Here is a 17820-nt window from a genome sequence, read left to right as displayed (position 1 = left end):
CGTGAGTACCACCTTCGAGACCTGGCGCGAGCGCTTCGAGCGGCTGCGCGCCCACAAGGCCTTCGAGCTGACGGTGATCACCATCATCGTCGTCTCGGCCCTGCTGATCGGCGCCAAGACCTACGAGGAGGAGGTCAGCCCCTTCCAGGAGTGGCTGCTGCTGCTCGACACGGCGGTGACCGTCTTCTTCCTGGTGGAGATCCTGATCCGCATGGCGGCGGAGAAGCGCCTGCGCGACTTCTTCAAGCGCGGCTGGAACGTCTTCGACTTCCTGATCGTCACCGCCAGCCTGATCCCCCTGGACGACTCCGAGATGGTGCTGCTGGCGCGCCTGCTGCGGATCTTCCGGGTGCTGCGCCTGGTATCGATGATCCCCGAGCTGCGCATGCTGATCGCCGCGCTGTTCAAGTCGATCCCGCGCATGGGCTACGTGGCGCTGCTGATGTTCATCATCTTCTACATCTACGGCGCCATCGGCAGTTTCCTGTTCGCCAGCGTCGACGAGCAGCTGTGGGGCAACATCTCGCTGGCCATGCTGACGCTGTTCCAGGTCGCCACCTTCGAGAGCTGGGCCACCGCGGTGCTCTACCCGACCATGGAGCACTACCCCTACGCCTGGATCTACTTCCTGACCTTCATCTTCCTCAACGCCTTCATCTTCCTCAACATGATGATCGGCATCGTGCTCGACGTGATGCAGAAGGAGAGCCTGGCGATCGAGCTGGAGAGCGGGGAAGGGGAGGCCGCCGAACTGCACGGCCTGCGCAGCGACGTGCGTCAGATGCGCGACCAGCTCTCGCGGATGGAGGCATTGCTGGAGCGGCGGGATCGCTGATGGAACCTTCTGGGGCGAGGCAGGCCTGACCAGGAGTCATCCGGTCTCGATGACCGAGACCGGCCGAGTACCCGAGGAGGACAGGGATGACCACTTCGCGACACCGTAAGCCGTTGACCTTCTTGCCACCGTACCTGCTCGAGCGCATCGCCAGCGGGGGTGGCCCCCGCCTTCGCGACTGCGCCCGTCATACCCTGCTCGCCGATCACGGCCTGCGCGCGCGGGCAGGTGCCGTGACGCTGCCCGAGGGCAGCGCGCGGCGCGGCGAACCGGCCCGCTACGTCCACACCGCCGACCAGCAGCAGAGCCTGCCCGGTCGGCTGGTCCGCGGGGAGGGGGAGGGTGCCAGCGGGGATGCCGCCGTCGACGAGGCCTATCACGGCCTGGGGGCGACCTATCGGCTGTTCTGGGAGGTGTTCCAGCGCCACTCCCTCGACGACCGGGGCATGGCGCTGCTGGCCACGGTGCACTACGGCCAGGACTACGAGAACGCCTTCTGGGACGGCAACCAGATGGTCTTCGGCGACGGCGACGGCGAGCTGTTCAACCGCTTCACCATCGCCATCGACATCATCGCCCATGAGCTGACCCACGGAGTGATCCAGTACGAGGCGGGGCTGGTCTATTCCCACCAGGCCGGGGCGCTCAACGAGTCGCTGTCGGATGTGTTCGGCAGCCTGGTCAAGCAGTACCGCCATGAGCAGAGCGTCGAGCAGGCCGACTGGTTGATCGGAGCCGGGCTGTTCACCGAGCGGGTCGCCGGCCGCGCCCTGCGCTCCATGGCGGAGCCCGGCACGGCCTACGACGACCCACTGCTTGGCCGCGACCCCCAGCCGGGACACATGGATGACTTCGTCGAGACCCGGGAGGACAACGGCGGCGTGCATATCAATTCGGGGATCCCCAACCGAGCCTTCCATCTCGCCGCCACGGCCCTGGGGGGCCATGCCTGGGAGGGCGCGGGGCCGGTGTGGTACGACACCCTGGTCGACAGCCGCCTGGCCCACGACAGCGACTTCGCCGCCTTCGCCGAGCTGACCCGCGACAATGCCGGCCGGCGCTTCGGGGCCTCGAGCCGGGAAGCCGAGGCGGTACGCGAGGCCTGGCGTGCCGTCGGGGTCTTGCCATGACCTCACCCGGAGCGGCACCGGTCCTCACGCCTGCCAGCGTGCTGCGGCTCAGCCGCGAGGGGGGCGTGGCCCACTTTCCGGGACTGGTGCGGCCGCGGCGCATTCACTGCGCCCTGTGCAGCGAGACGCAGCGCATCGAGCTGCAGCGGCTGCTCACCGCCCTGGCGCAGGCCTGCCCTTCCGATGCCACGCAAACGGGGGCCGATCGACGCCTGCTGCATCTGAGCGTGGAGGACGACGCCGGCACGGTGGTGTGGGCGCTGACGGTGGCCGAGGATGCCGCGCCGGAGGCGCTGCTCGAGTGGTGGCGCCGTGCCGGGGCGGGACCCGGTCAAGGCGAGGATGCCGGCCCGGCTTGACAAGGGGGCCGTATGCTGATTTTCTAGGGAACATGAACACTGAATTTCGCCACCTCAGCCTGGACCTACGACTACTAACCGGCCTTTGATCGTGCCGGGTGATGCGCTGCGCATCGCTTTTTCCAGTCCAGGTCAGTTGAGGTGTCGAAATGTCTTCCTTCCGAATTGTTGCCCGCAGTAGTCGCGGTTCCCGCCCGGTCGTCGTCGGCCGTGTGAATCGCTTTGCTGTGTGTCCCGGCGCCCCGGTATGCTTGATGCATCCGGGGCGTTGTCGTTTCTGAATGCCGCCCGACCTCCGAACGCCAGAGTCGCCAGCCCAGGGAGAATGCCACCATGATGCTCGACAACCCCGCCGCCAAGTACCGCCCCTTCGTCGCTGTCGATCTGCCCGATCGCCAGTGGCCGAACCGCCGCATCGAGACTCCCCCGCTGTGGTGCAGCGTCGACCTGCGCGACGGCAACCAGTCGCTGATCGACCCCATGGACCATGAGCGCAAGAAGCGCTTCTTCGATCTGCTGGTGAAGATCGGCTTCAAGGAGATCGAGGTGGGCTTCCCCTCGGCCTCCCAGACCGACTTCGACTTCGTGCGTGCGCTGATCGAGCAGGGCAAGGTGCCCGACGACGTCACCATCCAGGTGCTGACCCAGGCCCGCCCGCACCTGATCGACCGTACCTTCGAGGCGCTCGCGGGCGCGAAGAACGCCATCGTCCACGTCTACAATGCCACCGATCCGGTATTCCGCCGCGTGGTGTTCAACGTCAGCAAGGAGGAGTGCATTCAGATCGCCGTGGATGCCACCACCCGGATCCGAAGCCGCATGGAGGCGGCGCCGGAGACGAACTGGACCTTCCAGTACTCGCCGGAGCTGTTCACCACCACCGAAATGGACTTCGCCAAGGAGGTGGTCGAGGCGGTCATGGAGGCCTATGGTGCCTCCGCCGAGAAGCCGATGATCGTCAACCTGCCGGCCACCGTGGAAGCGGCCACCCCCAACAATTACGCCGACCAGGTCGAATGGTTCTGCCGCCACGTGAAGGGGCGCGACAGCCTGATCGTCAGCGTGCATCCACACAACGACCGCGGCTCCGGCGTGGCCGCCGCCGAACTCACCGTGATGGCCGGTGCCGATCGCGTCGAGGGCACCCTGTTCGGCAACGGCGAGCGTACCGGTAACGTCGATATCGTCACCCTGGCCATGAACCTCTACACCCAGGGCGTGCACCCGGGGCTCGACTTCTCCAACATCACGCCGATCATGCGCGAGGTGGAGTACTGCAACCAGCTGCCCGTGCATCCGCGCCACCCCTACGTGGGCGACCTGGTGTTCACCGCCTTCTCCGGCTCCCACCAGGACGCCATCAAGAAGGGCATGGCCGAGCGCCGTGCCAACCCCGACGCCATGTGGGAGGTACCCTACCTGCCCATCGACCCGATGGACGTGGGCCGCAGCTACGAGGCGGTGATCCGCGTCAACAGCCAGTCGGGCAAGGGCGGTGTTTCCTACCTGCTCGAGCAGGAGCACGGCATCGAGCTGCCGCGCCGGCTCTCCATCGAGTTCAGCCAGGTGGTACAGGAGGTCGCCGATCGCACCGGGCGCGAGATCACCTCGCAGATGATCTACCAGGCCTTCGCCGACGAGTACCTGGAGCGACGCGAGCCCTATGCCCTGGTCGGTCATCGCCTCTCCTCGGAGCCCGACAGCCCCCGGGTGAGCCTGGAGGCGACCATCGCGGAGCACGGCGAGCGCCGGGTCATCCGCGGCGAGGGCAACGGCCCGCTGGCGGCCTTCATCAAGGCCCTGGCGGCGGCCGGCCATGACGTCGAGATCATCGACTATCACGAGCACTCCCGCGGCCAGGGCGCCGACGCCGAGGCGATCGCCTACGTGGAGGTGCGCATCGACGGCAAGGCGGTGTTCGGCGTGGGTACCGACGAGAGCATCACCAGCGCCTCCATGAAGGGGGTGATGAGCGCCATCAACCGCCATGTCTCCACCGCCGAGCCGGCGGCCAATGTCACCGCGGCGACGCTGGCTTAAAGGGGCGTCTTGCTGGCCTCGCCGGGGATCTCGCGCACCAGCCGCGGCATCAGGAAGCCCGGCAGCACCTCTCTGAGGCCCGCGACCAGCTCGCGGGCCTCGTCATCCGGCACGTCGAACTGGGCGGCACCGGCCACCGGGTCGAGCACGTGCAGGTAGTAGGGCAGTACCCCGGCCTCGAAGAGGCGCTCGGAGAGCGCGGCCAGGGCGTCCACCGAGTCGTTGACGCCGCGCAGCAGCACGCTCTGGTTGAGCAGGGTGACGCCGGCCGCCTTCAGGCGCGTACAGGCCGCGACCACGGCGTCGTCGATCTCGTTGGCGTGGTTGACATGCAGCACCACCACCTTCTGCAGCCGGGTGGCCGAGAGCCAGCCGAGCAGGGCGTCGTCGATGCGGTCGGGGATCACCACCGGCAGGCGGGTGTGGATGCGCAGCCGTTTCAGGTGAGGGATGGCCTCGAGCCGCTCGACCAGCCAGGCGAGCCGGCGGTCGCTGGCGGCCAGGGGGTCGCCGCCGGAGAGGATCGCTTCCCGTATCGAGTCGTCCCCGCGCAGATGGTCCAGCGTCTGCTGCCACTGGGCTCGGGAGGGCGAGTTCTCCTCGTAGGGGAAGTGGCGGCGGAAGCAGTAGCGGCAGTTCACCGCGCAGGCGGGGCTGGCGATCAGCAGCACCCGGCCCTGGTACTTGTGGATCAGCCCCCGCGCCGGGGTGTGGTCGGCCTCGGCCAGGGGGTCGGCCACATAGCCCGGTGTCGGCCGGGTCTCGTCCATCAGCGGCAACACCTGGCGCAGCAGCGGATCGTGCGGGTCGCCGGGGCGGATGCGGGCGAGATAGGCCTCCGGCACCCGCACCTCGAAGAGGCGATGCCCGGCCTCGGCGCCCGGCCGCCAGGCGTCGTCCAGCCCGAGGCGCCGGCACAGCTCGCGCGGGTCGCGGATCGCCCGGGATAGCTGGGCCTGCCAGGGCGCGGAGTTGGTCAGGGGCCTCACCTCCCGGTCGGGACGCTGCAAAAGGGCGGGGCTTCGGGTTATCATGCGGCACACCAGTCAATGCGGGCGAGGGGCGAGCCCTCGTCGAACTTCGTTTGCTTGGGCGCGCCGCCGGCCAGTGCCGGTGGCGTGTTCGAACATGGGTGAGAGATCATGGCGAACTATTCTACCAATGAATTCAAGGGCGGTCTGAAGGTGATGCTCGACGGCGATCCCTGCACGATCGTCGAGAACGAATTCGTCAAGCCCGGCAAGGGGCAGGCCTTCAACCGCGTCAAGCTGCGCAACCTGATCACCGGCCGCGTCTGGGAGCGGACCTTCAAGTCCGGCGAATCCCTCGAAGGTGCCGACGTGATGGACCTGGAGATGGAGTACCTCTATAGCGACGGCGACATGTGGCACTTCATGAAGACCGACGGTTCCTTCGAGCAGTATGCGGTGGAGAAGAAGGCCCTGGGCGACACCGAGAAGTGGCTCAAGGAGCAGGTGCCCTACACCGTGACCCTGTGGAACGACAACGCCATCAGCGTCAGTCCGCCCAACTTCATCGAGCTGGAAGTGGTCGAGACCGACCCCGGCCTCAAGGGCGATACCGCCCAGGGCGGCTCCAAGCCGGCGACCCTCTCCTCCGGCGCCGTGGTGCGCGTGCCGCTGTTCATCAACCAGGGCGAGGTACTGAAGGTGGATACGCGCTCCGGCGAGTACGTTTCACGAGCATAAGCCTTCCTGCACTCGCTCATACGGCGTTGAACCCCGGGACGGCTTGCTCATTTAGCGCTGCTAAACTCCGCCGCCTTACCCGGGGTTCGCCTTGCGACCCACAAGGATGTGGGAAGTGCGAAGGGCCCGTAGGGAACGGGCCTAGCCCTGAGCATCGTTCGGAGAGGCCGCAAGAGATGGTTAATCGGAGTGGCCAAGCGGCGCCGGGGACAGGGCGAAGCGGAGGTCATTTGTCAGGGATGGCAAATGTAGCGCCCAGGGAAGGGTTCACAGCGCCTCCGCGACGGCCTGTCGCCGGGCAAGCCGCGGCTCCGTTAGACTCCTGAAGGCCACGCTTCGGTGTGGCCTTCGCGTTGGTAGAGGATGGTGCTATGGCAAGCGACTGGCAACCCACGGCGACAATCGAGACCCTGCGCGAGCGGGCGCGGCTGCTGGCCGGGGTGCGGGCCTTCTTCGCCGCGCGCGGGGTGCTCGAGGTGGAGACCCCGGTGCTGGGCCACGGCGGCAGCACCGACGTGCACCTGGCGTCGCTGTGCACCGAGGCCACGACGCCGGCCGGCCGTGAGCGGCTCTGGCTGCAGACCTCGCCGGAGTTCCACATGAAGCGACTGCTGGCCGCCGGCAGCGGCCCCATCTTCCAACTGGCGCGCAGTTTCCGCGACGGCGAGGTAGGGCGGCGCCACAACCTCGAGTTCACCATGCTCGAGTGGTATCGGCCGGGGTTCGCCCTCGACGAGTTGATCGAGGAGACGGCGGGGCTGATTCACGCGGTGCTCGGGCGCGATCCCGGCCCGCTGCGCCGGCGCCGCTACCGCGAGCTGTTCCGCGAGACCCTGAACCTCGACCCGTTCGCGGCACCGCTCGCCGAACTGCAGCGGCTGGCCGGCGACACGGGCGGACTCGAGATGGATGATGCCCCCCGCGACAGCTGCCTGGACCTGCTGATGAGCCTGGCCATCGAGCCGGCCCTGGGACGTGAGGGGCTGGACGTGGTGGTCGACTACCCGGCGAGCCAGGCGGCCCTGGCCCGGCGTCATCGCGACCCCGAGGACGGCGAGTGGGTGGCGTCGCGCTTCGAGGTCTACCTGGCGGGGCTGGAGCTCGCCAACGGCTATGACGAGCTCACCGATGCCGCCGAGCAGCGCGCCCGCTTCGCCGAGGACAACGCCGAACGCCGCCGGCTGGCCCTGCCCGAGGTGGACGTCGACGCGCGGCTGCTGGCGGCGCTTGCGCACGGCATGCCGGGCGGTAGCGGGGTGGCCCTGGGCATCGACCGGCTGATCCAGCTGGCCCTGGGCAGGGCGAGCGTGGCGGAGGTGATGGCCTTCGCCACGCCGCGCTGCTAGGCATCGCTGCCGGGCAGTGCCCCCAGCGACTGGCCCATCCGCACCTTGGCGCCAGGCTCGAGATCATCCGCGAAGGTCGCCGGCTCGGCGAAGGCCATCACCACGGTGGAGCCGAGCTTGAAGCGGCCCATCTCCTCGCCCCTCTCGAGGCGCACCGGGGTGTCGAAACGGATGCGTCGTACCTCGCCCGAGAGCGGCGTGACCTGACCGGCCCACACCGTCTCGATGGCGGCGACGATCATCGCGCCGACCAGTACCACCGCCATGGGCCCGTATTCGGTGTCGAAGTGGCACACCAGCCGCTCGTTGCGGGCGAACAGGTTGGGCACGTGCTCGGTGGTGGCGGCGTTCACCGAGAACAGCCGGCCCGGCACATAGACCATCTCGGTCAGGGTGCCGGCTAGCGGCATGTGCACCCGGTGGTAGTCGCTCGGCGAGAGATAGACGGTGGCGAAGCTGCCGCCCAGGTAGCGCCTCGCCGCCTCGCCGTCGCCGCCGAAGAGCTCCATGGCCGAGAAGCGGTGCCCCTTGGCCTGGAACAGCTGGCCGGCCTCGATGGCGCCGAACTGCGAGAGGGTGCCGTCGGCGGGGCTGACCACGCCCTCGCCGAGGGGGCGGGCCTCCGGCTTGAGCTCGCGGGTGAAGAAGTCGTTGAAGGTGGCATAGACGGTCGGGTCGGGCTCGGCGGCCTCGGTCATGTCGACCTTGAACTGCTTGACGAAGGCGCGGATCAGGGCGTTCTTCAGCCACGGCAGGCGGCAGTCGGCGAACTGGCCCACCAGCCGCGAGAGCAGATGGTGGGGCAGGGGGTACTGGATCAGGGCGAAGAGTCTGGAAAGGAGCACTAGAGGGAGTCCATCCTATTTTTCGATCGGCGTATCGTCGCGGTTGCCCCACTCCTTCCAGGAGCCGGCATAGCCACGGATCTTCTCGAAGCCGAGTGCCCGACCTACCAGCCAGGTGAAGCCGCTGCGGTGGTGGGTCTGGCAGTGGGTGACCACCTCCATGTCCGGGGTCAAGCCCAGGGCCTCGAGCTCGGTGATCAGCTCGGCGTAGTCGCGGATGCGCAGGGCGCGCTCACGGTCCATGGCGTCGGTCCACTCCATGTTCACCGCCCCGGGGATATGGCCGAGATGCCGGTTGTCGCCCTTCTCGCCGTCGTATTCGGCCCGGGAGCGAGCGTCCCAGACGGCGAAGCCCTTCTCGCCCAGGCGCTCCTGGAGCTCGAGGCGGTCGATGGCCACCTCGGGGTGCAGGATCTCGGCCTCGTACTCGCTGGGCGTGGGAGCATGGGGCTCGGTGGAGACCGGCAGCCCGGCCTCCCGCCAGGCGTGGATGCCGCCGTTGAGGTAGGAGTAGCGGGTGTGGCCGATCAACTCCAGGGTCCAGAGCAGGCGCCCGGCCCAGCCGCCGCCCTCGTCGTCGTAGGCCACCACATGGGTGTCGCGGGTCAGGCCGAGCGACGAGAACAGCCGCGAGAGGGCGTCGGTGGCGGGCACCTTGCAGGGCACCTCGCCCTCGCCGCTCAGCAGCAGGCGATGATCCAGGAAGACGGCGCCGGGCACATGGCCCTGGTCATGGCTCTCGGCCCTGAGCGGCACGTCGATGATCAGCAGCGACGGCTCGTCGAGGTGCTCGGCGAGTCGCTCGGGCTCGACGATCAGCGGCAACAGGTTGTCTTCTGAACTCATGGCACTCTCTCCTACCTTCAGGCCCGACTCGGGGGACGTTGACGTGCTTGTCTCAGCTCTCGTCGAGAGTGTCGACGATGCGTCGATAGCTGGCAAAGCGTTCGGGATGGATCTCGCCGCGTTCCACGGCCGCGAGCAGCGCACAGCCCGGTTCATGGCGGTGGCGGCAGTCGCGGAAACGGCAGCGGCCCAGGTGGTCGCGAAACTCGATGAAGCCCTCGGCGACCTGCTGCTCGTCCAGATGAACCAGACCGAACTCGCGTATCCCCGGCGAGTCGATCAGCTCGCCGCCATCGGAGGCGGGCAGCCGATAGAGGCGCGCCGTGGTGGTGGTATGGGTGCCCTTGCGCGAATCCTTCGACAGTGCCCCGATGCGGAGTTCCTCGTCGGGCAGCAGGCGGCCGATCAACGAGGACTTGCCCACGCCACTCTGGCCGACGAAGACCGAAGTGCGGCCGTCCAGGCGGGCCAGCAGGGCCGCGAGGCCATCCGCGCGCGCCGTGGTGGTCGCCACCACCGGGTAGCCCAGCGCCTCGTAGCGGCCGAGCAATTCGCGCAGCTGGCCACCGGCTTCCGGCAGCAGGTCGATCTTGTTGAGCACCAGCACCGGGGCGATGCCGGTGGCCTCGGCCGCCACCAGGTAGCGGTCGATCAGGTTGGCGTGGGGCGCCGGTTCCACGGCGAAGACGATCAGGATCTGGTCGATGTTGGCCGCCACGGGCTTGAGCTGGCCGCGGGCGTCGGGGCGCTCGAGCACGTTGTCGCGCTCGGCTCGCGCCACCACCACGCCACTGCCGTCCCGGGCGGCGCGCCAGATCACGCGGTCGCCGGTGACCAGGCCCTCGAGGTTGGCACGCAGGTGGCAGCGCACGGCATCGCCGTCGCCCTCGGGAGCGACGTCCAGGGTGCGGCCGAAGTGGGCGATCACCCGGCCCGGCTGCTCGGGGCCGTACTCCCCGGCGGCCAGCCTGTCGGCATCCCGGGCATCGAGCTGCTCGGCGCGCCGGGCGCGCTCGGCCTGGATCTTCTCGATACGCCAGCGTTGCTGGCGGCTCAACTTGCGTTTGCTCATGGGGGCCCGAAGCTCGGTACAATGGGGGTATTGTACTCACCCGAGGTGCCCGCTGTCGTCAGCCGTGCCACAGCGCCGCCCAGCAAGGAGCCCTTCGCATGTCCGAGACGAGTGAACAGCGTGACCCACGCACGCAGCGCCTGGTGTGGATCGACCTGGAGATGACCGGGCTCGACCCGAATCGCGAGCGCATCATCGAGATCGCCACCCTGGTCACCGACAACGACCTCAACCTGGTGGCCGAGGGGCCGGTGATCGCCGTGCACCAGTCCGACGAGCTGCTCGCCGCCATGGACGACTGGAACCAGAAGACCCATGGCGAGTCGGGCCTGGTCGAGCGGGTGAAGGCCAGCCGGGTCGACACCGCCGAGGCCGAGCGCCGCACCCTCGAGTTCCTGCGCGAGCACGTCGCGCCCGGCAGTTCGCCGATGTGCGGCAACAGCGTGCACCAGGATCGCCGCTTCATGGAGCGCGAGATGCCCGACCTGCTGGCGTTCTTCCACTACCGCAACCTCGACGTCTCGACGCTGAAGGAGCTGGCCAGGCGCTGGAATCCGGGCGCCCTGGCGGGTTTCAGCAAGCGTAACGTGCACCTGGCGCTGGACGATATCCGCGAGTCGATCGCCGAGCTTGCGCACTACCGCACCACCTTCCTGCGTCTGCCGGGCACGGAGCGCGACGAGGAGGAGTAGCAGCGCCGAGCTACGAGTGCCAGCTGAAGGCAACGGGTGATAGGTGCCTGAAGTCGCGGCTTTTCCGGCGACAGGTCTCCGCGGAGGCGCTGTGAACCCCTCCCTGGGCGCTACTTTTTCCTTCCCTGGAAAAAGACCTCCGCTACGACCTGTCCCCGGCGCCGCTCTCGAAGGTAGTGATCCGCCTTGATCCTGAATGCTGTTAAGCGCTGGCGATCAACGCTCCGCGCTTCTGCCGCTGGCGGGCCAGCGCCCAGCGCACATGCTCGCGTACCAGGTCGGAGGGGTAGGGCAGGCGGGCCATCAGCGCGGCTTCCACCGCCTCGCTCCAGGGCGCGTTGCCGAGTCCCACGGCCAGGTTGCGCAGCCAGCGCTCGTAGCCGATGCGGCGGATGGGGCTGCCGGCGGTCCTGTCGAGGAACTCCTCCTCGCCCCAGGCGAACAGCGATACCAGGCTGGCCCGGTCCAGGTCGTGGCGGGGGGCGAAGTCGGCCTCGCGGGTCACGCGGGTGAAACGGGTGAAGGGGCAGACCAGCTGGCAGTCGTCGCAGCCGAATACCCGGTTGCCCATGGCCTCGCGGTAGCGCTCGGGAATGGCGCCGAACAGCTCGATGGTGAGATACGAGATGCAGGCCCGGGCGTCGACCACCCGATCCTCGACGATGGCCCCGGTGGGGCAGGCGGTGCGACAGGCGCTGCAGCTGCCGCAGTGGTCGGACTCGAAGGGCTCGTCCACCGGCAGCGGCAGGTCGGTGTAGAGTTCGCCGAGGAAGAACAGCGAACCGGCCCTGGGGTTGAGCAACATGGCGTTCTTGCCGAACCAGCCGAGCCCCGCCTTGCGCGCCAGCGCCCGCTCCATCACCGGGGCGGAGTCGACGAAGGCGCGATAGCCGAAGGGCCCCACCTCGGCTTCGATCCGCTGCGCCAGGCTGGCCAGGCGCTTGCGCATCAGCTTGTGGTAGTCGCGTCCCGTGGCGTAGCGGGAGACGTAGGCGATCGACGGCTGGCCGAGCACCTTGGTGGTCTCCACCTCGGCGGGCAGGTAGTCCAGGCGCACGCTGATCACGCGGAGGGTGCCGGGGACCAGCTCGGCGGGGCGGGTGCGCCTGGTGCCATGCTTGGCCATGAAGCCCATCTCGCCGTGGTGGCCGGCGGCCAGCCAGCGAGCGAGGCGCTGCTCGTCCTCGGCCAGGTCGGTGTCGGTGATGCCCACCTGCTGGAAACCGAGCTCGCGTCCCCAGGTCCTGATCCGGTCGGCCAGGGCCTGGAGGTCGGGCGGGGTGTCGGGAATCGGCGCCGGAGCACTCATGATCGAGTAAAAACCACGCAAGAAGAGGCCTCGTCGCTCATTTTGCGCCCGGGGGGGCTTGGCGCGAGGCGTGAAGAACTTACACTCCATGGTAAAGCATCACGTTCAGGGGAGACACCGGATGTCCATCGAGGCGTTCGATCACTGGGAGCGTCGCGGTCGCCCGCTCTATCGGGCCGAGCAGGTACGAGAGCTCGATCGCCGTACCATTGCCGAGGAGGGCGACGGCTTCGCCCTGATGCAGCGGGCGGCCATGGCCGCCTGGCAGGGCCTCAAGGCGCGCTGGCCGGGGGCCGGGACGGTCACGGTGTTGTGCGGCGGCGGCAACAACGGTGGCGACGGCCATGTGCTGGCGGCCCTGGCCGCCGCCGAGGGCCGGACGGTGCAGCGCATCCTGCTCAAGGCGGTGGATGACCTGACCGGCGATGCCCGGCGCGCCGCCGAGATGGCGAGTGCCGCCGGCGTGGGCGTCGAGTCGTGGCGGCCGGGCCTGGCCCTGCGCGGCGAGCTGGTCGTCGATGCCCTGCTCGGCACCGGCCTGGGCGGGGAGGTGCGCGGCGACATCCGTGACGCCATTGCCGCCGTCAACGAGAGCAACCTGCCGGTGCTCGCCATCGATATTCCCTCCGGGCTGCATGCCGATACCGGGGCGGTGCTCGGTGTCGCGGTGCGGGCGACACGCACCGTGACCTTCATCGGTGACAAGCTCGGCCTGCATACCGGGGCGGCGCCGGCCCATGTGGGGGAGCTGGACTTCCGCTCCCTGGGCGTCGATGCCGAGGCCCAGGCAGACCTCCTGCCCGCGGCCCGGCTGCTCGATGCCGGGCTGGTCGGTGCCTGGCTGCCGCCGCGGGCTCGCGACGCCCACAAGGGCGATTTCGGCCATGCCCTGATCCTCGGCGGAGCGCCCGGTTTCGGCGGCGCGGCGCTGCTCGCCGCCGAGGCCTGTGCCCGGCTGGGGGCCGGTAAGGTCAGCCTGGCCACGGCGCCGGCGCATGTCACGGCGAGCCTGGTTCGTCGGCCCGAGGTGATGGTGCATGGCGTGCGTGGTGCCGCCGAGCTGGGCGAGCTGGCCGGGCACGCCGGAGTGCTGGTGGTCGGCCCCGGGCTCGGCCAGGGCAGTTGGGGGCAGGGCATGCTGCAGGCCGCCCTCCAGGCGGCCCGCCCCCTGGTGGTCGATGCCGATGGACTCAACCTGCTGGCGGCGCGCTGGTCGGGCGAGCGCCGCGATGACTGGATTCTCACTCCGCATCCCGGCGAGGCGGCGCGTCTGCTGGGCATCAGTGCGGCCGAGGTCGAGACCGACCGGCCGGCGGCGGTGTGTGAACTCCAGCGGCGGCGCGGCGGGGTGGTGGTCCTCAAGGGCGCCGGTACCCTGGTGGCGGGGCCGGAGGGGCTCACCGTCTGTCCCTTCGGCAACCCGGGGATGGCCAGTGGCGGCATGGGCGATGCGCTGTCGGGAATTCTGGGCGGCCTGCTGGCGCAGGGCCTGCCCCTGGAAGCGGCCGCCCGGGTGGGTGTGCTGGTGCACGCCCTGGCCGCCGACATGGCGGCCGGCGACATCGGCGAGCGTGGTCTGCTGGCCGGCGATCTGGCATCCTATGCGCAATTGTTGATCAACCCTGGGACGGGCGATGGCCATGCAGCTGCGACTCGATGACGAAGACCGCCAGGTCGCCTTCGGCGAGTGCCTGGGACGGGCCCTGCAGGGGCACGGTCGAGTGCATCTGCAGGGGGAGTTGGGCGCCGGCAAGACCACCCTGGCCCGCGGCATCCTGCGTGCCCATGGACACCGGGGCGCGGTGAAGAGCCCCACCTATACTCTGGTCGAGCCTTACGAGCTCGCCGGGACGCGCATCCACCACTTTGACCTCTATCGCCTCGGCGACCCCGAGGAGCTGGAGTTCATCGGCGGTCGCGATCTGCTGGCCGAGGACGCACTGTGCCTCATCGAGTGGGCGGAGCGAGGCGAGGGCTGGTTGCCGATGCCCGATCTGGTGGTGAGCCTGGCGCTCGCCGGGACGGGCCGCGAGGCGCGCCTCGAGGCATTCAGCGATCACGGCCGCCGGGTACTGGCTCGGCTGGCCGCCGACCCCGAACTGCTTCGGGACAGGAGCTTCGTCGATATGGATGGCGAGACGGCACCATGAGAAAGGATGCGTTCGGTCGCCGCCTGCTGTCGGCGGCATGGTTGATGATGGCCTGGTTGGTGGCCGGGGCCGCCGGGGCGGGTGAGGTCGAGAACGTGCGCCTGTGGGCCGCCCCTGACCACGCCCGGCTGGTCTTCGATCTCTCCACCGCCCCCCGGGCCAACGTCTTCTCCCTGGACAACCCCCGGCGGCTGGTGATCGATCTGGACGACAGCCGTCTCGAGGCCGACGTCGACCGGCTGGATCTCGCCGGCAGCGCCATCAGCCGGGTGCGTACCGGCGTTCGCGACGGCAACGGCCTGCGGGTGGTGCTCGAGCTGGAGCGCGAGGTGGAGCCGCGCCATTTCACCCTCGCACCCAACGACCAGTATGGCCATCGTCTGGTGGTTGACCTGGAGTATCCCGGCGAGAGTGCCGTGGAGGACCCCATCGATCCCATCGAGGCGATGATCCGCGAGCAGGAGATCGCCGCCAACCGGGCCCGGGTCGGCGCCGGCAGCGGTGGCGCCGAGGTGGCGTCGGAGCCGGCGGTGGCCCTGCAGCAGGCCCGACCCCATCCCCGGCGCGACATCATCATCGCCATCGACCCCGGCCATGGCGGCGAGGACCCGGGAGCCATCGGCCCCAGCGGTACCCGCGAGAAGGACGTGGTGATGGAGATCGCCCGGCGGCTGCAGGCGCAGGTCAACGAGGCCGAGGGCTTCCGGGCGGTGATGATCCGCGACGGCGACTATTATATCGGGTTGCGTCAACGCACCCGCATCGCCCGCGAGCAGAAGGCCGACTTCTTCGTCTCGATCCATGCCGACGCCTTCAACAGCCCCCGGCCCAACGGCAGCTCCGTCTATGCCCTGTCACAACGCGGCGCCACCTCGGAGACCGCCCAGTGGCTGGCCGCCAGCGAGAACCGTGCCGACCTGATCGGCGGGGTGGACGGCAACCTCTCGCTGGAGGACAAGGACGAGGTGTTGCGCGGTGTGCTGCTGGACCTGACCATGACCGCGACCCTCAACGACTCCCTGACCATCGGCGGGCAGGTGCTCGACCAGTTGGGGCAGGTCAACCGGCTGCACAAGTCGCGGGTGGAGCAGGCCGGCTTCATGGTGCTGAAGTCGCCGGACATTCCCTCGCTGCTGATCGAGACCGGCTTCATCTCCAACCCGGACGAGGAGCGCCGGCTGCGTGACGCCTCCCACCAGCAGAGCGTGGCCCGGGCGATCTTCGGCGGCCTGCGTGACCACTTCCGGCGCAACCCGCCCCCGGCCAGCCTGCTGGCCTGGCAGCGTGACCAGAGCCGCGGCACCGACGGCAACGAGTATCGCATCCAGCCCGGTGATACCCTCTCCGAGATCGCCGCCCGCCACGGCGTGCCGGTGGCCCAGTTGAAGCAGGCCAACGAACTCAACGGTGACGTGATCCGGGTCGGGCAGCTGATCCGGATCCCCCGTTCTTGAGCTCCGAGCTTCGGGCTTCGAGCAGGGGGGCTCGCGGCTCGTAGCCCGCAGCTCGTCTTGAGGAGTGATATGACAGCGCAGCGACGCATCAAGGTCCTCGATCCGCGGCTGGCCAACCAGATCGCCGCCGGCGAGGTGGTCGAACGCCCCGCTTCGGTGGTCAAGGAGTTGGTGGAGAACGCCATCGATGCGGGCAGTCGGCGTATCGAGGTCGAGCTGGAGAATGGCGGCACGCGCTCGATCCGCGTGCGTGACGATGGCAGCGGCATCGGCGAGGAGGACCTGCCGCTCTCCCTGTCCCGCCATGCCACCAGCAAGATCGCCTCGCTGGACGAACTCGAGGGCGTGGCGAGTCTCGGCTTTCGCGGCGAGGCCCTGGCCTCGATCAGCTCGGTATCGCGGCTCGAGCTGATCTCCAATATCGACGATGATCCCCGGAGTGGCTGGCGAGTGGTGGCCGAGGGGCGCCAGATGGAGCCGCGGGTCTCTCCGGCGCCGCACCCCCGCGGCACCTCGGTGACGGTGCGTGACCTCTTCTTCAATACGCCGGCACGGCGCAAGTTCCTGCGCACCGAGAAGACCGAATTCGGCCACGTGGAGGAGGCCTTCCGCCGCCAGGCGCTGTCGCGCTTCGACATCGGCTGGGTGCTGCGCCACAACCAGAAGACCCTCCACCAGCTGCGGCCCGGCGATGACATGATCGCCCGGGAGCGGCGCATCGCCGCGCTGCTCGGCCGCGCCTTCCTCGACAATGCCCTGCATCTGGACCTCGAGACCGGCGGCCTGCGCCTATGGGGCTGGGTGGGCCTGCCCACCCACTCCCGGGCCCAGGCCGATCAGCAGTACTTCTTCGTCAACGGCCGGGTGGTGCGCGACCGCCTGGTGGCCCACGCCATCCGCCAGGCCTATCGCGACGTGCTCTTCCACGGTCGCCATCCGGTCTTCGTGCTCTACCTCGAGGTCGACCCCCTGGTGGTGGACGTCAACGTGCACCCCACCAAGCACGAGGTGCGCTTCCGCGACGGGCGCATGGTCCACGACTTCCTGTTCTCCAGCCTGCACCGTGCCCTGGGCGAGGCCCGCGCCGGGGGGCGGGAGATGGCCAAGGAGGAGGCGCGAGGCGAGCCCGCCGCCGCGCCGGCCGGCGGTGGCGAGGGTGTCGCCGAGAGCCCCGGGCGCTGGCAGCAGCAACCCATGGCGCTGCACGGGCGCGAGGACGTGGGCGAGGGGGCCCGTGAGAGAGTGACGCCGGACCGTGTCCGCGCCTTCATGGACGGCTATCGGGCGCTGCACCCCGGTCACGAGGAGCAGCTGCTGACGCCACAGCCGACGGCCCCCGGCGGCACCGCCGCGGGCCTGGCCCTGCGCGAGCGTCGGGTCCCCGCCGGGGTGGAGGCGCAGTCGGGGAACCCTCGCCCCGTGCTGCCCGAGGAGGACGCCACCCGGGCGCCTCCCCTCGGCTACGCCATCGCCCAGCTGCACGGGATCTACATCCTGTCCCAGACCGAGCGCGGCCTGATCGTGGTGGACATGCATGCCGCCCACGAGCGCATCGTCTACGAGCGCATGAAGGCCCAGGTGCACGGCGGCGAGCTGGAGGCCCAGCCGCTGCTGGTGCCGGTATCGCTGGCGGCGAGCGCCGCCGAGGTGGCCACCGTCGAGGCCGAGCGCGAGGCCTTTGCCCGGCTCGGCGTCGAGCTCGACGTGGCCGGCCCCGAGACCCTGCTGGTGCGCCAGCTGCCGGTGCTGCTGGCGGATGCCGACGTCGAGCCGCTGATCCGCGAGATGCTGGCGGATCTCGAGCGCTACGGCCGATCCGACCGCCTCGAGGCACACATCAACGAGTTGCTCGCCACCATGGCCTGCCACGGCAGCGTGCGCGCCAACCGTCGCCTGACGCTGGAGGAGATGAACGCCCTGTTGCGCGACATGGAACGCACCGAGCGCAGCGGCCAGTGCAACCATGGCCGCCCCACCTGGACCGAGATGACCATGAAGGAACTCGACCGCCTCTTCCTGCGAGGACAATAGTC

At 69.2% G+C, this 17820-nt stretch carries 16 protein-coding genes; 11 read left to right on the top strand and 5 right to left on the bottom strand.

The window, feature by feature from the left end:
- Position 1: 1 nt before the first annotated feature.
- From QLQ85_RS06910 to leuA, 4 genes are all read left to right on the top strand, one after another.
- On the top strand, positions 2 to 835 hold the full coding sequence (locus QLQ85_RS06910) for an ion transporter (protein WP_282738308.1): 834 nt from the start codon (positions 2 to 4) through the stop codon (positions 833 to 835).
- Positions 836 to 921: 86 nt separating this feature from the next.
- Complete coding sequence (locus QLQ85_RS06905; RefSeq protein ID WP_282738307.1) at positions 922 to 1965, top strand: M4 family metallopeptidase; 1044 nt, start codon at positions 922 to 924, stop codon at positions 1963 to 1965.
- Entirely contained in the window at positions 1962 to 2324 is a 363-nt protein-coding gene (locus QLQ85_RS06900; RefSeq protein WP_282738306.1) for a protealysin inhibitor emfourin, read from the top strand. Before QLQ85_RS06905 ends, QLQ85_RS06900 begins: the two co-directional genes overlap by 4 nt.
- 333 nt (positions 2325 to 2657) lie before the next feature.
- Entirely contained in the window at positions 2658 to 4364 is a 1707-nt protein-coding gene (gene leuA, locus QLQ85_RS06895) for a 2-isopropylmalate synthase (RefSeq protein ID WP_282738305.1), read from the top strand.
- Here leuA and epmB read toward each other — a convergent pair.
- On the bottom strand, positions 4361 to 5398 hold the full coding sequence (epmB, locus tag QLQ85_RS06890; protein WP_282738304.1) for an EF-P beta-lysylation protein EpmB: 1038 nt from the start codon (positions 5396 to 5398) through the stop codon (positions 4361 to 4363). The two genes, leuA and epmB, sit on opposite strands and share 4 nt — an antisense overlap.
- A gap of 108 nt (positions 5399 to 5506) precedes the next feature.
- Between epmB and efp the strand changes: the two genes are divergently transcribed.
- Positions 5507 to 6073, top strand: a complete 567-nt coding sequence (efp, locus tag QLQ85_RS06885; protein ID WP_102628015.1) for an elongation factor P — start codon at positions 5507 to 5509, stop codon at positions 6071 to 6073.
- Between the two features lie 371 nt (positions 6074 to 6444).
- Complete coding sequence (gene epmA, locus QLQ85_RS06880) at positions 6445 to 7419, top strand: EF-P lysine aminoacylase EpmA (RefSeq protein WP_282738303.1); 975 nt, start codon at positions 6445 to 6447, stop codon at positions 7417 to 7419.
- On the opposite strand, the gene asd is transcribed toward epmA, so the two are convergent.
- From asd to rsgA, 3 genes are read right to left on the bottom strand one after another with little or no spacing between them, the layout of a single operon-like run.
- Positions 7416 to 8264 (bottom strand): archaetidylserine decarboxylase, encoded by an 849-nt coding sequence (gene asd, locus QLQ85_RS06875; protein WP_282738302.1) that lies wholly within the window; start codon positions 8262 to 8264, stop codon positions 7416 to 7418. The genes epmA and asd overlap by 4 nt on opposite strands.
- Before the next feature lie 15 nt (positions 8265 to 8279).
- Entirely contained in the window at positions 8280 to 9110 is an 831-nt protein-coding gene (locus QLQ85_RS06870) for a sulfurtransferase (protein ID WP_282738301.1), read from the bottom strand.
- Between the two features lie 52 nt (positions 9111 to 9162).
- On the bottom strand, positions 9163 to 10182 hold the full coding sequence (gene rsgA / locus QLQ85_RS06865; protein ID WP_282738300.1) for a small ribosomal subunit biogenesis GTPase RsgA: 1020 nt from the start codon (positions 10180 to 10182) through the stop codon (positions 9163 to 9165).
- Between the two features lie 98 nt (positions 10183 to 10280).
- On the opposite strand from rsgA, the gene orn reads away from it, so the two are divergent.
- Positions 10281 to 10874, top strand: coding sequence for an oligoribonuclease (gene orn / locus QLQ85_RS06860; RefSeq protein WP_282738299.1), 594 nt, complete (start codon positions 10281 to 10283; stop codon positions 10872 to 10874).
- Positions 10875 to 11076: 202 nt separating this feature from the next.
- On the opposite strand, the gene queG is transcribed toward orn, so the two are convergent.
- Positions 11077 to 12183 carry a tRNA epoxyqueuosine(34) reductase QueG gene (gene queG / locus QLQ85_RS06855; RefSeq protein ID WP_282738345.1) on the bottom strand — a complete coding sequence of 369 codons (1107 nt, stop codon included), beginning with the start codon at positions 12181 to 12183 and terminating at the stop codon, positions 11077 to 11079.
- 121 nt (positions 12184 to 12304) lie between these two features.
- On the opposite strand from queG, the gene QLQ85_RS06850 reads away from it, so the two are divergent.
- The 4 genes from QLQ85_RS06850 (at position 12305) to mutL (ending at position 17818) form a co-directional block, all read left to right on the top strand.
- Positions 12305 to 13843: an NAD(P)H-hydrate dehydratase gene (locus QLQ85_RS06850; protein ID WP_282738298.1), complete on the top strand. Its 1539-nt coding sequence runs from the start codon at positions 12305 to 12307 to the stop codon at positions 13841 to 13843.
- On the top strand, positions 13824 to 14333 hold the full coding sequence (tsaE, locus tag QLQ85_RS06845) for a tRNA (adenosine(37)-N6)-threonylcarbamoyltransferase complex ATPase subunit type 1 TsaE (protein ID WP_282738297.1): 510 nt from the start codon (positions 13824 to 13826) through the stop codon (positions 14331 to 14333). The genes QLQ85_RS06850 and tsaE overlap by 20 nt, the downstream gene beginning before the upstream one ends.
- A 44-nt stretch (positions 14334 to 14377) precedes the next feature.
- Complete coding sequence (locus QLQ85_RS06840) at positions 14378 to 15787, top strand: N-acetylmuramoyl-L-alanine amidase (RefSeq protein WP_282738344.1); 1410 nt, start codon at positions 14378 to 14380, stop codon at positions 15785 to 15787.
- A gap of 69 nt (positions 15788 to 15856) precedes the next feature.
- A complete protein-coding gene (mutL, locus tag QLQ85_RS06835; RefSeq protein ID WP_282738296.1) occupies positions 15857 to 17818 on the top strand; it encodes a DNA mismatch repair endonuclease MutL in 1962 nt (653 codons plus the stop codon).
- Positions 17819 to 17820 lie beyond the last annotated feature (2 nt).

It is taken from the genome of Halomonas kalidii (assembly GCF_030010475.1).
GTDB lineage: Bacteria > Pseudomonadota > Gammaproteobacteria > Pseudomonadales > Halomonadaceae > Halomonas > Halomonas heilongjiangensis.
The sequence above is the reverse complement of the archived record's forward strand: the minus strand, read 5'-3'. Positions and strand labels throughout refer to the sequence as shown.

Excerpts from the sequence above, each read along its gene's own strand:
- QLQ85_RS06905 (WP_282738307.1), top strand. The coding sequence starts at position 922 with ATGACCACTTCGCGACACCGTAAGCCGTTGACCTTCTTGCCACCGTAC.
- QLQ85_RS06900 (WP_282738306.1), top strand. The coding sequence starts at position 1,962 with ATGACCTCACCCGGAGCGGCACCGGTCCTCACGCCTGCCAGCGTGCTG.
- leuA (WP_282738305.1), top strand. The coding sequence starts at position 2,658 with ATGATGCTCGACAACCCCGCCGCCAAGTACCGCCCCTTCGTCGCTGTC.
- epmB (WP_282738304.1), bottom strand. The coding sequence starts at position 5,398 with ATGATAACCCGAAGCCCCGCCCTTTTGCAGCGTCCCGACCGGGAGGTG.
- efp (WP_102628015.1), top strand. The coding sequence starts at position 5,507 with ATGGCGAACTATTCTACCAATGAATTCAAGGGCGGTCTGAAGGTGATG.
- epmA (WP_282738303.1), top strand. The coding sequence starts at position 6,445 with ATGGCAAGCGACTGGCAACCCACGGCGACAATCGAGACCCTGCGCGAG.
- QLQ85_RS06870 (WP_282738301.1), bottom strand. The coding sequence starts at position 9,110 with ATGAGTTCAGAAGACAACCTGTTGCCGCTGATCGTCGAGCCCGAGCGA.
- rsgA (WP_282738300.1), bottom strand. The coding sequence starts at position 10,182 with ATGAGCAAACGCAAGTTGAGCCGCCAGCAACGCTGGCGTATCGAGAAG.
- orn (WP_282738299.1), top strand. The coding sequence starts at position 10,281 with ATGTCCGAGACGAGTGAACAGCGTGACCCACGCACGCAGCGCCTGGTG.
- queG (WP_282738345.1), bottom strand. The coding sequence starts at position 12,183 with ATGAGTGCTCCGGCGCCGATTCCCGACACCCCGCCCGACCTCCAGGCC.
- QLQ85_RS06850 (WP_282738298.1), top strand. The coding sequence starts at position 12,305 with ATGTCCATCGAGGCGTTCGATCACTGGGAGCGTCGCGGTCGCCCGCTC.
- tsaE (WP_282738297.1), top strand. The coding sequence starts at position 13,824 with ATGCAGCTGCGACTCGATGACGAAGACCGCCAGGTCGCCTTCGGCGAG.
- QLQ85_RS06840 (WP_282738344.1), top strand. The coding sequence starts at position 14,378 with ATGATGGCCTGGTTGGTGGCCGGGGCCGCCGGGGCGGGTGAGGTCGAG.
- mutL (WP_282738296.1), top strand. The coding sequence starts at position 15,857 with ATGACAGCGCAGCGACGCATCAAGGTCCTCGATCCGCGGCTGGCCAAC.